This is a genomic window from Clostridium beijerinckii (assembly GCF_036699995.1).
In the GTDB taxonomy this organism is placed as follows: domain Bacteria; phylum Bacillota; class Clostridia; order Clostridiales; family Clostridiaceae; genus Clostridium; species Clostridium helianthi.
In genome coordinates this window covers 1333234-1351614 of record NZ_CP144906.1, presented here as the reverse complement: position 1 = coordinate 1351614, position 18381 = coordinate 1333234, and the positions used below count along the sequence as shown (strand labels likewise).

The 18381-nt window shown below is 29.8% G+C and carries 18 protein-coding genes; all 18 read right to left on the bottom strand.

Going from position 1 to position 18381, the window contains the following annotated elements:
- Positions 1 to 49: 49 nt before the first annotated feature.
- On the bottom strand, positions 50 to 1384 hold the full coding sequence (locus PZA12_RS06295; protein WP_103698104.1) for a DUF512 domain-containing protein: 1335 nt from the start codon (positions 1382 to 1384) through the stop codon (positions 50 to 52).
- 379 nt (positions 1385 to 1763) lie between these two features.
- Positions 1764 to 2426: a phosphate signaling complex protein PhoU gene (gene phoU / locus PZA12_RS06290; protein WP_077844585.1), complete on the bottom strand. Its 663-nt coding sequence runs from the start codon at positions 2424 to 2426 to the stop codon at positions 1764 to 1766.
- Positions 2427 to 2689: 263 nt separating this feature from the next.
- A complete protein-coding gene (phoU, locus tag PZA12_RS06285; RefSeq protein WP_077844586.1) occupies positions 2690 to 3352 on the bottom strand; it encodes a phosphate signaling complex protein PhoU in 663 nt (220 codons plus the stop codon).
- 18 nt (positions 3353 to 3370) lie between these two features.
- Positions 3371 to 4120: a phosphate ABC transporter ATP-binding protein PstB gene (gene pstB, locus PZA12_RS06280; RefSeq protein WP_077844587.1), complete on the bottom strand. Its 750-nt coding sequence runs from the start codon at positions 4118 to 4120 to the stop codon at positions 3371 to 3373.
- Positions 4121 to 4129: 9 nt separating this feature from the next.
- On the bottom strand, positions 4130 to 5014 hold the full coding sequence (gene pstA, locus PZA12_RS06275) for a phosphate ABC transporter permease PstA (RefSeq protein ID WP_103698103.1): 885 nt from the start codon (positions 5012 to 5014) through the stop codon (positions 4130 to 4132).
- On the bottom strand, positions 5014 to 5907 hold the full coding sequence (gene pstC / locus PZA12_RS06270; RefSeq protein ID WP_103698102.1) for a phosphate ABC transporter permease subunit PstC: 894 nt from the start codon (positions 5905 to 5907) through the stop codon (positions 5014 to 5016). Before pstC ends, pstA begins: the two co-directional genes overlap by 1 nt.
- 23 nt (positions 5908 to 5930) lie before the next feature.
- Complete coding sequence (locus PZA12_RS06265; RefSeq protein ID WP_103698101.1) at positions 5931 to 6839, bottom strand: phosphate ABC transporter substrate-binding protein; 909 nt, start codon at positions 6837 to 6839, stop codon at positions 5931 to 5933.
- A 202-nt stretch (positions 6840 to 7041) separates the two neighbouring features.
- Positions 7042 to 8748 (bottom strand): sensor histidine kinase, encoded by a 1707-nt coding sequence (locus PZA12_RS06260; protein WP_078114839.1) that lies wholly within the window; start codon positions 8746 to 8748, stop codon positions 7042 to 7044.
- 2 nt (positions 8749 to 8750) lie between these two features.
- Positions 8751 to 9452 carry a winged helix-turn-helix domain-containing protein gene (locus PZA12_RS06255; RefSeq protein ID WP_011968465.1) on the bottom strand — a complete coding sequence of 234 codons (702 nt, stop codon included), beginning with the start codon at positions 9450 to 9452 and terminating at the stop codon, positions 8751 to 8753.
- 15 nt (positions 9453 to 9467) lie between these two features.
- Positions 9468 to 10208 carry a peptidoglycan editing factor PgeF gene (gene pgeF / locus PZA12_RS06250; protein WP_103698100.1) on the bottom strand — a complete coding sequence of 247 codons (741 nt, stop codon included), beginning with the start codon at positions 10206 to 10208 and terminating at the stop codon, positions 9468 to 9470.
- A gap of 268 nt (positions 10209 to 10476) precedes the next feature.
- Entirely contained in the window at positions 10477 to 10926 is a 450-nt protein-coding gene (nrdR, locus tag PZA12_RS06245; protein ID WP_011968463.1) for a transcriptional regulator NrdR, read from the bottom strand.
- Positions 10927 to 10996: 70 nt separating this feature from the next.
- Positions 10997 to 11266, bottom strand: coding sequence for a YlmC/YmxH family sporulation protein (locus PZA12_RS06240; RefSeq protein WP_041894905.1), 270 nt, complete (start codon positions 11264 to 11266; stop codon positions 10997 to 10999).
- Between the two features lie 40 nt (positions 11267 to 11306).
- Positions 11307 to 12080, bottom strand: coding sequence for an RNA polymerase sporulation sigma factor SigG (sigG, locus tag PZA12_RS06235; RefSeq protein WP_103698099.1), 774 nt, complete (start codon positions 12078 to 12080; stop codon positions 11307 to 11309).
- 82 nt (positions 12081 to 12162) lie between these two features.
- Entirely contained in the window at positions 12163 to 12870 is a 708-nt protein-coding gene (gene sigE / locus PZA12_RS06230; RefSeq protein ID WP_011968460.1) for an RNA polymerase sporulation sigma factor SigE, read from the bottom strand.
- Entirely contained in the window at positions 12845 to 13687 is an 843-nt protein-coding gene (locus PZA12_RS06225; protein WP_181005986.1) for a sigma-E processing peptidase SpoIIGA, read from the bottom strand. Before PZA12_RS06225 ends, sigE begins: the two co-directional genes overlap by 26 nt.
- A gap of 1083 nt (positions 13688 to 14770) precedes the next feature.
- The gene (gene ftsZ / locus PZA12_RS06220; RefSeq protein ID WP_077839694.1) at positions 14771 to 15910 is read right to left on the bottom strand and encodes a cell division protein FtsZ; all 1140 of its coding nucleotides are present in this window, start codon (positions 15908 to 15910) and stop codon (positions 14771 to 14773) included.
- 14 nt (positions 15911 to 15924) lie between these two features.
- The gene (locus PZA12_RS06215) at positions 15925 to 17178 is read right to left on the bottom strand and encodes a cell division FtsA domain-containing protein (RefSeq protein WP_103698097.1); all 1254 of its coding nucleotides are present in this window, start codon (positions 17176 to 17178) and stop codon (positions 15925 to 15927) included.
- Between the two features lie 99 nt (positions 17179 to 17277).
- Entirely contained in the window at positions 17278 to 18309 is a 1032-nt protein-coding gene (locus tag PZA12_RS06210) for a type IV pilus twitching motility protein PilT (protein WP_103698096.1), read from the bottom strand.
- Positions 18310 to 18381 lie beyond the last annotated feature (72 nt).

The following is an 18381-nucleotide window of genomic DNA, read 5'->3' as shown; positions in this document are numbered from 1 at the left end:
TCCTCTTTATATCTAGACATACTCAAAAATAACAAGCTATCACGCTATTTTATTTTTCTTCACATGCCTCATTAAGTTTTTCTATTAAATCTTCACCTGTATAGTCGACTACTATCACCTTAACATCTAAAGCTGATTCAATATCTTTAATTTTAATATCATCCAGCATTATCTGCTCGTTAGAATCAGATAATTCATAGCCTTTCCTAAACATGTTATTAGACATTATTAAATACTTAGTATTTATTATTCCCTTCATCTGATTTATTATATCAGTTCCAGTTAAAAGTCCTGCTACAGTAATTGTTTCTCCAAAATAATTATTTATTATCTTATAAACATCAAGCTGTATATTAGGATTTCTTTCCTTTATTTTATTGCTAGCTTCTAACAATTCATCATAAGCCAACGCTCCTGTAACAATTGAAAAGCTTCCTTTCATATTTGAACTTAAATCATCTAAAGTGCTATCTATTGCATCCCTAAAGCATCTAACCATTCCTATACCATCTTCTATTTGATGATAATCATCATAAAATTCCTCATTTGGAATCTCTTTACCTGCTACTAAATAAAATTCATCAGATAATCTTACAAATGGCTTGCCAGTTTCTTTAATATATATATCTTGCAATTCCTTAATATTATTGATTTCTTCAATAGATTGCTCTTTTGTATACGTATTAACATGTTTAAGTCCTTGCCTAAACTTAGTAATACCTATAGGAACTACTGCTACATCTGAAACTTCTGGATAAAGTTTATATAAATCTTCAATTGTTCGTTTAAGTTCATTTCCATTATTTATTCCTGGAACACAAACTATTTGTGCATTCATTGTGATACCAGCATCAGCCAGTCTTTGCATTCTTTCAAGAACATTGCCTGCAAATCTGTTATTTAGCATTTCAACCCTTAGATCTGGATTAGTTGTATGTACAGAAATATTAATTGGACTTATATGATATTTTATTATCCTATCAATGTCCTCATCTTTCATATTTGTTAATGTCACGAAATTTCCTTGTAAAAATGACAATCTTGAATCATCATCTTTAAAGTATAATGTTTCTCTCATTCCCTTAGGCAGCTGATCAATAAAACAAAATATACATTTATTACTGCATGATTTTGCCTTATCCATGATGCCTCCACCAAATTCTATTCCTATGTCTTCACCATACTCTTTTTCAATTTCAATTTCCCATATCTCACCACTAGGTTTTTCTATCTCTAACACAATTTCTTCATCCGCAGACAAAAACTTATAATCTATAATATCATTTATTTTCTTATCATTAATAGATAATAATATATCATTTTCTTCTATCCCGACTTCCTCTGCAATTCCATTAGAGGTTACTTTTGTTATAATATTTTTCATTTTTTCACCCCTTATTATAACATTCTTATCTTTGTTATATTACATTAAACCCTTAGTTAAGTCAACAATTCATATTGTTAAAACATATTTAAACAATTGAAAGAACAAAATCCCAGGCGACTGTGGAGCCGGAGATTTTTTTACGCATCTGCCTTTTCGAACGCATGTGAGAAAAATCTGCACATCAGAAATGGCAGCTATGCTGCATATAAGAACATTTTATGCAGGCGAATATATTTTCTTTTTTATTCTCTTTTAAAAGCCAACCTTCTAAATCAGCCTTTCTTATAAGTTATCCACAGATTATCCAACAATATAATTTCCTAGAGAATAAAAAATGTTCTTAATAAAAAGAACATTTTCCTACATTTATATATCTCTATTCATTTAAATCAACATAAGCTCCCGTTTTTGAAAAAATCGTCCATTCACATATATTAGTTACGTGATCTCCTATTCTTTCCAAATACTTTATTACAAATAACAATTGAGTTCCTTCTTGAAGTAAGCTTTCATCTTTTTTTATTGCTTTAATAAAAGAAGCAAACAGCGATCTATATATAGTATCTATCTCATCATCTTTTTTGCAAATTCTATATGCCATTTCATCATCATCATTAACGTGAGAATCTATAGATGCCTTTATCATATATCTTGCTTTTCTTTCCATATCCCATAAATCCTCTGAGACCTTTTTAAGAGAATTAACATTTTTACCAATTCTTTTTGTTATTTTACAAATATCCACTGCATAATCTGCTATTCTTTCTAAATCTGTCACTATTTTCGAAACAGTGAATACCCTTCTCAAATCTGTTGCCAAAGGCTGCTCTGATGCAATAAATTTAATACACTGTTCTTCAATTATTTTTTGTAATTCATCAACTTTATCATCAGCCTTAATAATTTTATCTGCTACTTCTACGTCACAATTCTTTAAGCACAGCATACTTTCATATATTTGCTTCTCTACCAAGTCTGCCATAATTACTAGTTGCCTATTTATATTTTTTACTTTAGCATCTTGTGATCCTCTTGTCATTCTTCCATTACCCCTTCATACTTAAATTTATCGTTTACACCTAATTACACCTTAGTTACATATAAAAAAATAATCCTTAACTAGATTCTTATTAAATTTCAGATTAACTGCTATGAATCACTTTATTATATAATATATTTACTTTATGCTTTCAATTTATTTTTTTCATATTACATTAATATAATACCTAAGTCAAGAAATTCATGATCAAATGATAAAAATGTCCTCAATAAATTAAGGACACTTTATAATACTCATACATCTTATTCATTTAAATCAACATAGGAACCTGTTTTTGAAAAAATAGTCCATTCACATATATTAGTTACATGATCTCCTATTCTCTCTAGGTATTTTATTGCAAATAGTAATTGAGTTCCTTCTTGAAGCAGATTTTCATCTACTTTTATTGAATTAATCAAAGTAGAGAATAAAGATTTATAGAATGCATCTATTTCATCATCCTTTTCACAAACCTTATATGCCATTTCCTCATCTTCATTAATATATGAGTCTACAGACGCTCTTATCATGGCTCTTACTTTATCATCCATCTCCCATAATTCTTCCGAACCTTTTTCAAATGAGCTAATCTTTTTCCCAATCCTCTTTGTTATCTTGCATATATCTACTGCATAGTCTGCCATTCTCTCTAAATCTGTCACTATCTTAGATGCTGTAAATACTCTCCTTAAATCTGTTGCAAGCGGCTGTTCAGTTGCTATAAATTTGATACATTCCTCTTCTATCATTTTTTGCATGTCATCAACAATATCATCATTCTTAATAACTTGCTCAGCCTTTTCTAGATCATATTTTTTTAAACTTAGCAAACTCTCATATATTTGCTTTTCAACTAGACTAGACATTTTTAACAACTCTCTATTTATATTTTTTACTCTTGCATCCTGCGATCCCCTTGTCATAATTATCATTTCCCCCTTTTAGCCAAATCTACCTGTAATATAATCTTCTGTTCTCTTATCTCTTGGATTATAAAATATGTCTTCTGTTTTTCCGTACTCTATAACTTCTCCATTTAAAAAGAATGCAGTTTTATCAGCTATTCTTCCTGCTTGCTGCATATTATGAGTTACAATGATAACTGTATATTTTTTCTTTAATTCATCCATAAGTTCTTCCATTTTTCCAGTTGATATTGGATCTAATGCAGATGTTGGCTCATCCATCAGAATTACTTCTGGAGAAACCGCCAATGTTCTAGCAATACATAATCTTTGTTGTTGCCCGCCTGACATTCCAAGCGCACTTGATTTTAGCCTATCTTTAGTCTCGTCCCAAAGCGCTGCTCCTCTTAAGCTTTTTTCCACTATTTCATCTAAGATCTTCTTATTTTTTGTGCCGTGTATTCTAGGTCCATACGCAATGTTATCATAAATTGACATTGGAAATGGATTTGGTCTTTGGAATACCATTCCGATTCTTTCTCTTAAATATATATCATCATAGTCCTTATATATATCCTTACCTTCAAAAAAAACTTCCCCAGTTATTTTTACAATCTCAATCAAATCATTCATTCTATTTAAAGTTCTTAGGAAAGTTGATTTTCCGCAGCCTGAAGGTCCAATTAGTGCTGTAACTTCATTTTTATTTATGGACATATTTATATCTTTAAGAGCCTGATTATCACCATAATATAAGCATAAATCTTTTGTTTCTATAATATTCATAACTATCTCCTACTTCCCACTATAAGCTTTCATCAATCTATTTCCAATTAACCTTGCACAAACATTGAATAAGAGAACTGCTATTATAAGCACAGCCGCTGTTCCATTAGCTATTTGAGCTGCATCAACCACCGCACCTTCTGAATTTAGCTTCCATATATGGACAGCTAAAGTTTCTGCTGGTCTAAAAAGTGAAAATGCTGAACTATTCCCAGTCATACTTATAGTATTGAAATTTAAATTTTTAGAACTTAATCCCGCAGTATATAAAAATGCTGCTGCCTCACCAAAAATTCTTCCTGCCGCTAGTATTATACCCGTTAATATCTCTCCCATAGCTGTCGGAACTGTAAGCTTCGCTAATGTTTGCCATCTAGTCGCTCCAAGCCCCAAAGATGCTTCCTTAACCCTTTTGCTCGCTGTATTTATTGCATTTTCTGAAATTCTAGTCATTGAAGGTATATTTAATATACTTACAGATAAAGCACCTGCAAGTATAGAATATCCCCACCCCGCCATATTGACAAAAACCAGTAATCCAAACATACCAATAACAATAGATGGAAGTGAAGACATTGTTTCAAGAGACATTCTTATAAATTTAAGAATAGGCCCTTCTTTAGCATACTCTGCCAAATAAATTCCAGCTCCCACACCAATAGGAATTGTTATAATCAAAGAAATAACAAGCATATAAAACGAATTAAATAACTGCGGTGCTATTCCTCCTCCTGCTCCTGTAAGCTTTGGATTACCAAAAAGGAATGACGGTTTTAACATACTTCCACCTTTATATAAAATATATAAAATAAATGCACCAAGTAAAACCACTATGAACATACTTATTATATAAAATATAACTGTCGCAATTTTATCTACTTTTTTTGCATTCATTATACCGCACTCCTTTTCTCAATTACTCTTACTATAACTATAAATATAAAAGAAATCACAAGTAAAATTAATGCTAATGTCCATAATGCATCATTCCATGGCGTTCCACCTACAGTATTAGCCATATCCATTGTTATTATACTTGTTAATGTTGCCATTGAGGAAGTAATACTATCAGGTATTTTTACAGTGTTACCAATTACCATTTGAACTGCTAACGCTTCTCCAAAGGCCCTTGCAATCCCAAGTACTACACCTGTTAATATCCCTGATTTCGCACCTGGAACTATTATCCTATAAATCGTCTGCCATCTTGTAGCTCCAAGGCCATATGATGCCTCAATGTGATCTTGAGGTATTGTTCTTATAGCATCTATAGATAACGTTGCTATAGTTGGTAAAATCATTAATGATAAAACTAATATCCCTGCAATTAAAGAAAATCCCATTCCTCCAAAATTTCCTTTTATAAATGGTACTAACACAGAAATACCAACCCAACCATAAACAACAGAAGGTATTCCAACTAATACTTCTAATGAAGGTTTAATTATCTTTTTTCCAAATTTACTTGATATGACATTCACAAATATCGCCAAAGCAATAGCAATAGGTGCACTTATAATTACTGCACCTACTGATACTAAGGTTGACCCTAAGATGAAAGCGAGAGCTCCAAAGGAAGGCTCTCCACCTTTGTTTGGCTTCCAATTATTTGTGAATAAAAATTCTGTGACACTATATCCATCTTTTGTGAATATTCTTATCCCTTTTGAAGCTATAAATACTATGATTGATATTGTTATCACTATTATTAATATTCCACATAGCCCTGCAAAGCCTTGGCCCAAATACTCATTTTTAAGCCTTTCTTTAAAACTTCTTTTTTCCATCTTTACTCATCCCTTAATTGAAATTATTTTACTTTCATTTCACTTCCTGAAACAAATCCTAAATTATCTAGAACTGACTTATCAACTTTGTTTGTAACATAATCTATAAAACTCTTAGCCACTCCTGTTGCTTCACCTTTAGTATACATGTGTCCCCATGACCAGAACTTATATGATCCATCAGCTATATTTGCTTTTTCAGCTGCAACTCCGTCAAGTTTTACTATTTTTATAGCATCCTTAGCTTCTTGTGTGTTCATATATGCAAGACCTAAATAACTAATTGCACCATCATTTTGTTTCATTGCACTTAAAACTGCTCCATTTGAATCTTGAGTTACTCCTAATGATTCGTTTTCTGCTGACTTATCTCCACCAAGAATTACCTTTTCAAAAGTTGCTCTTGTACCAGAACCTGCTGTTCTATGAACTAATAATATTGGCTTATCAGGTCCTCCAACTTCTTTCCAGTTAGTTACTTTACCAGAGAATATATCTTTGACTTGAGCTGATGTTAAATTATCTATTCCAAGTGATTTGCTTACCGCAACACCAAAACCTTCTGCTACAACTTTATGATCAACTAACTGACTTGCTTTATCCTTATCTAATTTTTCTTCCGCGAAAATATCTGAATTTCCTACATCTACTGATCCATCTAGCACTTGAGTAAGACCTGTACCTGATCCACCTGCTTGAGCACTAATTTCTGCATCTGGATTTTCCTTATTATATGTTTCAATCGCTTGTTCCATTAATGGAAGTAAGGCTGATGAACCACTTAGAGTTATAGATCCACTTACTTTATCGCTTGATTCAGTCTTTGTACCTGTTTCTGATTTATTTGATGAGCTTCCACACCCAACCATTGCACTTCCTATAACTGTCACTAACAAAGCCCCTACGACTAACTTTAAAGTTCTTTTTTTCATTATAAATTCCCTCCATCAATAAATTCGACATAAATTATGTTGGTTAAATTATTTCTTATTACATATCCTATAATATACCCATTTAGTTAATCTATTATTAGAGAATTGTTAAGTTATATTAGAGGTATGTTAAGAAAATTTAACATACCTTCGATAATAATTAAAAAATGCGCAAAGTTTCTACCACTTTGCGCATTATCTGTTATAAATATGGAATTTTTACTTCAAAACAGGTTCCTACTCCAAGCTCACTTTTAACATAAATCTCTCCGTTAAAAATTTTAACAATATGTTTTACAATTGCCAAACCAAGACCTGTTCCACCTTTTTTTCTTGATTTATCAACTCTATAAAATCGTTCGAAGATTCTTGATATATCTTCCTTAGGTATTCCTATTCCATTATCCTTTACTCTTAAGCAATAATATTTATCTTCATTATAACTTAACACTTCGACTTTTCCGGAAGTATCCTTAGAGTATTTTATTGCATTTTCTATTAAATTCAAAGCTAGTTGATGGAATTTATCTCTATCTCCAAAGATCTTCTCATTATTGTTATCTTTAAATTCTAATTTAATATTTTTATTAATAGCAGTTTTTCTTATTATATTAATCACTTCTTCAATCACTGATCCCGGTTCAAACTCATGCATATCAACTGCTAGATTGCTTTCAATATTAGATAACACCAATATATCATTTATAAGCCTTGATAACCGTTCAGCTTCTTTATCTATAATATCTAAAAATTTTTCCCTTGTTTCATCATCCTTAACAAATTTTAAAGTTTCAGCAAATCCCTTTATAGATGTTAACGGAGTCTTCAATTCATGAGATACATTGGCAACAAACTGGCTTCTCATAAGTTCTACCCTATTTATATCAGTTATGTCTTGAAAAGTTATAACCTTTCCTACTCCTTCCATTCCATCTACCATATCTGATTTCTTAATTTTAAAATCTCTTTCTATTGGATGACGTATTTTTATTTCTTTATCATTTACATCATCTTGTTCTAAGAATTTTATTATATCATAATCCTTTATATGGTCTAATAAATATTCGCCTACAATATTTTTTTTAATGCCAAGCAATGATTCTGCACATGGATTAATTGAAATTACCATATTGCAATTATCCACTGCTATAACACCGCTTTCCATACTTTTTAATATTGATTCTATTTTATTTTGATTGTCTATAACTTCACGAATCTTTATTTGTAACTGTTCCGCCATATTATTGAAACTGTTTCCTAAAGTTCCGAGCTCGTCATTTGTACTAATATTGGCTCTTATTTTATAGTCCCCATGAGTCATTTTCAAAGTTACGCTTTCTAATTCTTTAACTGGATCAACAATTTTTTTTACTAGTCTTAATGATAAAAATAAAGAAAATGGCATAACCACAAGCAATATTCCTAAACAATACTTAATATTTTCTTTGAGCAGTATTGTAACAGAATTTATACTTACAGAGCTTCTAATTACAAAGTTATTATTAAGCCTAGTTGCATAATATATTAAATAAGACTTAATCGTCTCGCTATATCTCTTTGAATAACCTTCACCAGTTTCCATTGCTTTCTTAACTTCTTCTCTGTCCTTATGATTTTCATCACTTTTCTGTTCATTATCATATAATACAACTCCATCATTATCTATAAGAGTAAACCTTACGTCTATACTATTTATTTTTGTATTATTTAATGCTTTTAATTCCTCATAATCATTTCTGCTGATATCAGTAACATCATTAAGTTCAGAAATTAGTGAATTTATATTTCTAAGTTGTTCTTTTGTATTTTTAATTTGCTCTAAATTTATTATTGTAATAAAAGAAGATGCTACAATTAATAGTGCAAATAGCACTGTTATAATAACTGAAGTTAATATTTTGTTTTTCATTTTTACTCAGCTGGGTTAAATCTATAACCTACTCCTCTTATAGTTTCGATAAATCTCGGATTTTTATCATCTTCTTCTATCTTCTTTCTAAGATATCTTATATGAACATCTACAGTTCTTGTTTCTCCTATATACTCATAACCCCAAATCTTATCTAATAAGGTTTCCCTTTTGAGTATTCTTCCTTTATTTTTTATTAGTATTTGTAAAAGTTCAAATTCTTTTAAAGTTAAATCAACCTTTCTGTCATTCACATATACCTCATGACGTTCAAAGTCTACTTTAAGATTTTCTGAATTATAAACATCATCTTCTGCCTCATTAAATGAGCTTGTTCTTCTTAAAACTGCCTTTACTCTTGCAAGTAATTCCCTGACGGAAAATGGTTTTGTTATATAATCGTCAGCTCCAAGTTCTAGCCCAAGTATCTTATCAAGTTCTTCGCCTTTAGCTGTTAACATTATTATTGATGTTTTTTTCATTTCAGAATCTCTCTTTATTTCCTTACAAACATCAAATCCATCCATACCTGGCAGCATTAAATCAAGCAATAACAAGCTCGGCTTTTCAGCTTTAGCTATTTTTACTGCATCAATACCATTATTAGCACTTAAAACCTCATACCCAGCATTAACTAAATTGAAATGTAGCAATTCAACTATATGTTCTTCATCATCTACAATTAAAATTTTTTCATTAGCCATATTCCATCTTCCCCCTTAACGTGAAATAATAAAAGAAAACATTCTACCATAGGAACCCTGAGATTTTCTGTATGAATGCAATTTAATATCACTACTACAATAAGTACATAAATCTAAACTATTTATATTACTCTCATTTATTCCAGCTTTCCTTAAATCGTCTATTATGCACGCTTCAAGGTTAAGATTATTTCCATTAAATAGCTCTTTTTCATTTATTGTATCTTTCTTTTCAATAAACTTCTGCTTTAAATCTTCTGAAACTTCATAACAACATTTTCTAATATGTGGTCCTATATAAGCCTTAATATTTCTTTCATCAGACCCAAATTCATTTCTCATTTTATTGATTGTTCTTAATGTAATAGACTCAAAAGTACCTCTCCATCCACTGTGTATAGCAGCTGTAACCTCTTTTTCTTCATCTACCAATATAATTGGTACACAATCAGCAGTAAAAACCCCAATAATAACATTTTTTTCGTTTGTTATTATTGCATCGCCCTCTTCATCAATAATATTTTTCCCATTACCTTGATATTTTAATATTCTATCACTATGAATTTGCTTTATATATATTATATCATCTGCATTAAATTCTTTTTTTAATGAATTTAATTCTCTAACTCCCTCTTCTGTATTTCTATTGAAACTTCTTCCTTTTTCTGCATTTGTGAAGACAATTTCAAAATTTTTATCCTCCATTATTGTAAAATCATCTTTAATTTCTAAGTCTTTCAACTCTAATGTATTCACTCTAATCCTCCAATAAATTAATACTTTTTAATAAGGCATATGAAAATAAATAAAAGTCGCAAAACCACCATAAAATATTCTTATATATAGCATAGCTACTTTTTATAAGAATAAAATGATTGTACTCTTTAATTCATTTAAATTCTTTACTTAATATTAACATTTTATTAGCTGCTTGACATCTTTATTAACTGAAGTTTAACTTATATCTAACATTTTTAATTATAAAAAGGACATTGAAAACTTTTCAACATCCTTAATTATGTGATTATGTTCTAAGATTTTTTATTTCTTCTAGGAAAGTATCTATATCCTTAAATTGTCTATAAACTGACGCGAATCTTACATATGATATTTCATCTAACTCTTTCAATCTAGCCATAACCATTTCCCCTATTTCATTTGATGGGATTTCAGTGAGCATACTATTAGATATTGTTTTTTCTATATCATATGCTATTTCTTCGATTTGCTTTCTAGATATGGGTCTTTTTTGACATGCAATAATTAATCCATTAATTATTTTTTCTTTGTTGAAATTTTCTCTAGTTAAATCTTTTTTAATTACTAGGATTGGAAAATCCTCTATTTTTTCATATGTAGTATAACGCTTATTACATTTTAAACATTCTCGTCTTCTTCTAATTGTTGTATTGTCATCTGTTGACCTTGAATCAACAACCTTACTTTCTTCAAATCCGCAAAATGGACATTTCATACTTTCATTCACCTCTTTGCTTTCGTATATCAAAACCTATACTTATTATAACTATATTTTTGAAATATGGCTATACATTGTTTGCATTTACTTTATCTTTATCTTTTGCCTTCACCAATATAACATCTGTTCCTATTTTTACTATATCGCTCCACAAAATCTCTTTTTCATCTTCTTTTGCAAACCATGATTTTATTTCTCCTGGTAATATTAACGCAACTATTTTATTTTCATCGCAGTCTATTTTAAAATCTTTTATAAACCCGATTTTAGTTCCTGTTAATATATCTATAACTTCCATACTTCTCATAGCATTGAGTGAATGTAATTCAAGTTCCATAATTATCCCCCACCATTATAATATTATTAAACTCTCATTCTTATACGTGTTTTCTCATATGCTTTAGTGCTGTTTTTTCTAATCTTGAAACTTGTGCTTGGGAAATTCCAATTTCATCTGCAACTTCCATTTGAGTTCTTCCATTGAAAAATCTTAAATTTAATATAAGTTTCTCTCTATCAGTAAGTTTCTTCATTGCTTCTTTTATAGAGATGTTTTCAAGCCAATGCTCATCTGTATCTTTAGCGTCACTTATTTGATCCATTACATATATGGCATCTCCTCCATCATGATAAATTGGCTCATATAATGATACTGGATCTTGTATTGCATCTAACGCAAATACAACTTCTTCTCTTGGCAATTCAAGTTCTTTTGCAATTTGAGATATAGTAGGCTCTTTATTATTGTCTTTTATAAATTTTTCTCTCATAATAAGAGCTTTATAAGCTATATCTCTTAAAGATCTACTTACCCTAATAGAATTATTATCTCTTAGGTATCTTCTAATTTCCCCAATTATCATAGGAACTGCATAAGTTGAAAATTTAACATTTTGAGACAAATCAAAATTATCTATTGATTTCATTAAGCCTATGCAGCCCACTTGGAATAAGTCATCGATATTTTCTCCTCTATTATTAAACCGTTGAATAACACTAAGTACTAATCTCAAATTTCCCTTTATAAATGTTTCTCTTGCGTTCTTATCTCCAGCTTTCATTTGTAAAAAAAGTTGCTTTTTTTCTTTTTCTTTAAGTATAGGGAGTTTTGAAGTATTAACGCCACATATTTCTACTTTGTTAATTATCACAAGTATTCACCCCTTCGAAAGTAATAATCCATTGCATTAAACATTATCTCCGATAGGCAATACTTTTATACTTGAAGACAAGCTAAATCATTCTACTTATTTCTTTTTTCAATCTTTTAATTATCTTTTTCTCTAATCTAGAAATGTAAGATTGTGAGATTCCAAGCATATCCGCGACCTCTTTTTGCGTCTTTTCTCTTGTTCCATTTAAACCAAATCTAAGTCTTACTATTTCTTTTTCTCTATCATTTAAGCTCTTTAATGCCATGACTAATAACTGCTTATCTACTTCATCTTCTATCAAATTATAAACAGTATCGTTTTCAGTTCCTAATATATCTGATAACAGAAGTTCATTTCCATCCCAGTCAATATTAAGAGGTTCATAAAATGATATTTCAGCTTTTATCTTGCTATTTCTCCTTAAATACATAAGTATTTCATTTTCTATACATCTAGAAGCATAAGTTGCAAGCTTTATCTTTTTCTCTGGATTAAAAGTATTTACTGCTTTTATTAATCCAATGGTACCAACTGATATTAAATCTTCTACATATACACCTGTGTTTTCAAATTTTCTTGCTATATAAACAACCAATCTTAAATTTCTTTCAATTAAAGTACTTCTTATATTTTCATCTCCACCATTTAATTTATTTACCAAATCTTCTTCTTCATCTTTTGATAATGGTGGTGGTAGAGCATCATTTCCTCCTACATAATATAACTTTTTTCTAAACAACTTGAACTTACATAATAATTTATTAAAAAACAGAACTAACTTTTCCATAAATATCCCCCTTATAGACTATTCCCCTTGATAATAAGGCATTAAATTCGCATTCTTTACTTAATTTTTCTTTACATGGACATATTATTGCATCGACTTCTTCATATAGATGATAATTATTGCTTATTTTTATGTTGTTAACTTTTATACCTTTAAGACTTCCTCCATATCCTATTGAACTGTAAAGCACATGATGTGTATTAATACTATTAAAATCCACATCACTTATTAGGTTTTCTTCAATTAAAATGCATGGAAGATTTGTAATTGGCTCTCTAAGCTCATTTCCAGTATCTAAAAAGCTTTTAATACTATATTGCTTGCCTTCTATATTGAATTCAATCTCAAAAACAAAATTCCTTACAAACAGTTTGTCTCTAATGTATTCCACAAGTCTGCTAAAAATTATATACATAATCATTACTCCTAGCATAATATACTTAATTGAATACTTCTCTATTTTGAATGTAGTTCCTAATAAATATAAATTTTGCTTTAATGAAAATAGAAAACATACTCCACTTAAAGTAAATGTCATCATTAGAAATATAATAAGAATCTTGATCATATTAAGAATGTTTGTTTTTCCATACACTATTCTGAGCATTATGAAAGCAACAATTAATTCAATAGGTAAACAAGAGAATATGTTTAACTGTGGAATAACTAAAACCAATGTATAAATTCCACCCAATAAACTGGAGCTTAAGAGCGCAATCACCTTACATTTATGCTTTATGCATTTCATAGTTACTGTTAACAAAAAGAAATTTACTATGCAATTTTCCAAAACTAAGGTATCAACATAAATTTCCATCTCAACGCCTCCAGTCTGTCTGGATTTTATTATATACTTCTTTCTCATAAAAATTTGTCACAATCACATTAAATCTTTTTGTTTTTTTAATTAAACTTTTTACATTTATTTACACTATATTTTTTTGTACTCTTTTTTATATTTAAAACTAACTTAATATGTAAAAATAAATTCTTTTATCTTATATAAATTTGCTAAAAATAAGTGGAATAAAATTCAAGTGATTCTATTCTAAATTTAATTATGTAATTTAAATTTAGAAATACCCAACTTTAAAACTAAATTTATATGATAACTTACCGAAATCATAAATATTTTGATTCCGAAAAGCTATGAAAATATCGCTGAAGGTTCTAAGCAGCAGGTTGTATCCAATTTAGCATGCTCCAACTTTCCTAGGGAATCTCGACTCATTACATTCGCTGAGGAAGTTCGAGAACCCAAAATAAAATTTTGGACTCTCACTTCACAAGCTAAATTGGAACAACCGTTAGCAGAAACATGACTCACGTTCGTTCACTGAGTAAGCGATTCTCACCAAATCAAAGATTTGGGTTCTCTGCTTAAGAACCTTTAACAGCTCATTTTCAAATGTTTTCTTCATATTATGACCCTTGTGGTTACAAATATATTTATGATTTCTAGTGAAGATATGAGCTCAAAGTTTTAGCAACTTTGTAAATATGTTCATCTAATAAGCCTAATTCTTAAATTGTCTATCTAATAGGGTTTATTGATACCAATACATATCTACTGTTCAAATTTCCTGAATACCAGCGATATTGAAATTTTATAAGTTTGAATATCATTGTGGAACCCTATAGATAATCCAACTAAGACGCGAACTTATGCATATAACTCGCCGAAATGAATAACATAATTATAAATTATGTTATTCATAAATTGAAGATAATATCTTCATTGGTGACAAGTTTCTGAGAAAAATATAACATACTAAAAAACAAAAAAATAGAATGAAAACTTGTATATCAAAGACTAAAAAACTATTTAATAGATTTTTTAGTTTCTAAAACAAATTTTCATTCTATTTAACTTTATTTCTTAATATTATAAATTCCGTTATTAATGTCTCTTTTGTCTTCTTAAGAAAACAGGTATATCTAAATCATCTGGCTCATAATTGTTAGAATTCATTTCTGGTTCTTTTGCATCTACTGCAACTTCTTGCTGTTCTTTTGCTACTTCCTTAACTTGAGGTTGAACTTTTTTAGGTTCTTCTACTATAGAACCTAATGATAATCTGTTGTTTTCACTTTCAAATCCAGTTGCTATAACAGTAATTCTTATTTCTTCATTAAGAGTTTCATCTATAACAGCTCCCACTATTATATTAGCATCTGGATCTACAGCCTCACGAACAACATCAGCAGCATCATATACTTCTAATGCTCCAAGGTCTGCTCCACCAGTGAAGTTTATAATAACATCTGTAGCTCCATCTATTGATGTTTCTAAAAGTGGAGATGAAATTGCTTGTTTAACAGCATCTTGTGTTCTAGTGTCACCTTTACCAAAACCAACTCCCATATGAGCTAGTCCTTTATTAAGCATTACTGCTTTTATATCTGCAAAGTCAGCATTAATTACACCTGTTATTGTGATCAAGTCCGAAATAGCTTGAACACCTTGTCTTAAAACTTCATCAGCTAACTTAAATGAATCCAATAATGTTGTTTTCTTATCAGCCATATTAAGTAATCTTTCATTAGGAATTATAACTAATGTGTCAACTTTTTCTTTTAATGTTGCTATACCCATTTCAGCATGTCTCATTCTTCTTTTACCTTCAAAAGGGAAAGGTTTAGTTACTACTCCTACAGTTAAAATATCCATAGATTTAGCAATTTCCGCTACTATTGGTGCAGCACCTGTTCCTGTTCCGCCGCCCATACCAGCAGTAATAAATACCATATTTGCTCCTTTTATAGAAGCTGTTATTTCTTCTCTGCTTTCTTCTGCTGCTTTCTTTCCTATTTCCGGATTAGCTCCAGCTCCTAGTCCTTTAGTTAGCTTTTCACCTATTTGAATTTTTTGATCTGCATTAGAAAGCATAAGTGCTTGCTTATCTGTATTTATTGCAATAAATTCAACATTTTTTAGTCCTTCAACTATCATTCTATTTACGGCATTACTTCCGCCGCCGCCGCAACCAATAACTTTTATATTGGTTAACTCTTGCATATCTGTCTCAAAATCTAACAAAACAATTCCTCCCCTTAAAAAATCTTATCAAAAAAAACTTTAACTTTTTTTAGAATATGATTTTCACCTTCATTATTGTGTAAATGTTCTTTTTCATTAATTACTTTATTATCATTATGTTTATTAGTTAGAATTATATTATCATTCTCTAATAAATTTAATCTATCATATACTTCCTTAGCAATAGCCATAGAAGTTATATTTTCTGAATTTTTTATTCCCAAATCATTTTTTCTTATAACTTTAGTTTTTATTTCGAAAATTTTACGAACGATTTCATCTATATCCTCAAAATAATTAACTCCATCCCCATATAGAATTATACTACAAATTCTATCATAATGACCAGTATTTTTTAATTTTATATTGATATGGCTTAATATTTCTTCAATTCTAGCATTTACCACTTCATAGAATAATTTCCTGGATACTTTAGTAGTTCCTACATCAATTTCTTCTTCAAGCGAATTATCTAGATATAAAGCCTTATAATTGCTAGCGTAAATCTTTTTCATATTATCTGCTTTTAGAAACGAAAACTTCCCGCAAATTGCCAAATCTCTAGTTATATTTCTTCCACCTATTGGAATAGCATTTATGCTTTTAGGAATTCCATCTGTAAATAATGCTATATCAGTAGTCCCAGCTCCAATGTCTGCAATCACTATATTCTCCATAGAGTTTTTTTCATTTAAGAACACTTGCTTTCCTACTAATATATTCAATTTTATAGATCCGATATCATACTCCGTTTTTCTAAAAAGTTCATAATATTTTTCTATTTCACTTTTAGCTGCTATTATTAAGGTAAGATTTATTTCAAGTTTGCTTCCTTTCCAATTTAATATATCTTTTCTTATAACCTTATTATCCAATATATAAAAATTGATAAGCACATCTACTATAAATTCATCATTACTTAAAATAAAATCTCTTTGTGCGTTTTTCAGCGCTTTTCTTATATCCGCACTTGTAACTTTTTCTTGAATATTAACTACAGTTGACGCTTCAGTAATTCTTGCTTTATTAGAAGAAATTCCAATGGCTATTCTTTCACTTTTTACTCTTGTCTTTTTTTCTAAATCTTTTAATAAATTTACTGCAGCATCCCTGCATTTATCAATATCTACCAACAAACCTTTCTCTATACCTGCTGATTTGCATGATTGAACTCCCAAAATTTTCAGTTCATCTTTTTCTCTAATCGCTACAGTAGCAGATAATTTTTGAGTACCAAAATCTAAGGACGTAATTATCTCTTGTTGCATGATTAAATCTTTCCCTTCTCCGCAGAAAAAAATCTACTAATTGCAATATATTCAACATATTTATTAAAATTCCTTTTTTATTTATGCAGTTATTATTTTTTATTTATTATTTCGTATCCATTTTTCATATTCTTCTCTCGATATAGTATTATTACTTACTAATCTTTTTAGATCCATCTCAATAGTCTGCATTCCAAATTTAGAACCCATCTGAATAAAACTGTTAATCTGCTCAAAATTTCCTTCTCTTATAAGATTTTTTATACTAGAGGTACATACCATAATTTCCATTGCAGCAGTTCTACCCTTTCCTGACGCATTTGGCAATAATACCTGAGAAACAACTCCCCTAAGCAATGATGATAGTTGAATTTTCACTTCATTTTGATGGCCTGATTCAAAAGAATTTATAATTCTATATATACTATTTGCTGCTCCCATATTATGCAAAGTAGAAAAAACCAAATGTCCTGTTTGCGCAGCTCTCAAAGCTATTTCAATTGTCTCAGGATCTCTCATCTCTCCAAGTAATATAACATCTGGATCTTGTCTTAATGCCGCTCTAAGTCCCATTGCATAACTTTTTGTATCTTGTCCAACTTCCCTTTGATTTACCATTGATTTCTTCGTTTCATAGATATATTCTATTGGTTCTTCTAATGTAATTATATGCTTTTCTTTAGTCATATTTATTTCATTTACCATGGCAGCAAGTGTTGTACTTTTTCCTGATCCCGTTGGCCCAGTAACAAGAACCAATCCATCTTGTAATTCAGTAAAATCCTTTAAAGCTAGCGCATCTGATATATCTCTAAGCTTGGGTATAGCTTCCTTTATAACTCTCATACATATAGCATAGTTACCTTTACATTTAAATGCATTAACTCTGAAGTTTCCTAAACCAGGCTTATTATATTTAAAATCTATTTCTCCATTTTCTAAAAACTCTTCATATTTACTTGGCATTAGATCTCTAATATATTCTCCAACAACTTCGTGTGGTACTGCATTTTCATCTGCAATAACCAAATCACCATCTACTCTTACCATTGGTGGCAATTCTGAAGTTAAGTGAATATCTGATGCGCTAGTTAGATCAATTCTATCTAATAAGTTGTCTATTTTAGCCATAAGTTTTCTCCTCTATCTGTAATTTAAAAAAGTAAATTATTGTTATATCTTATAAAAAATAAGGTGCTATAT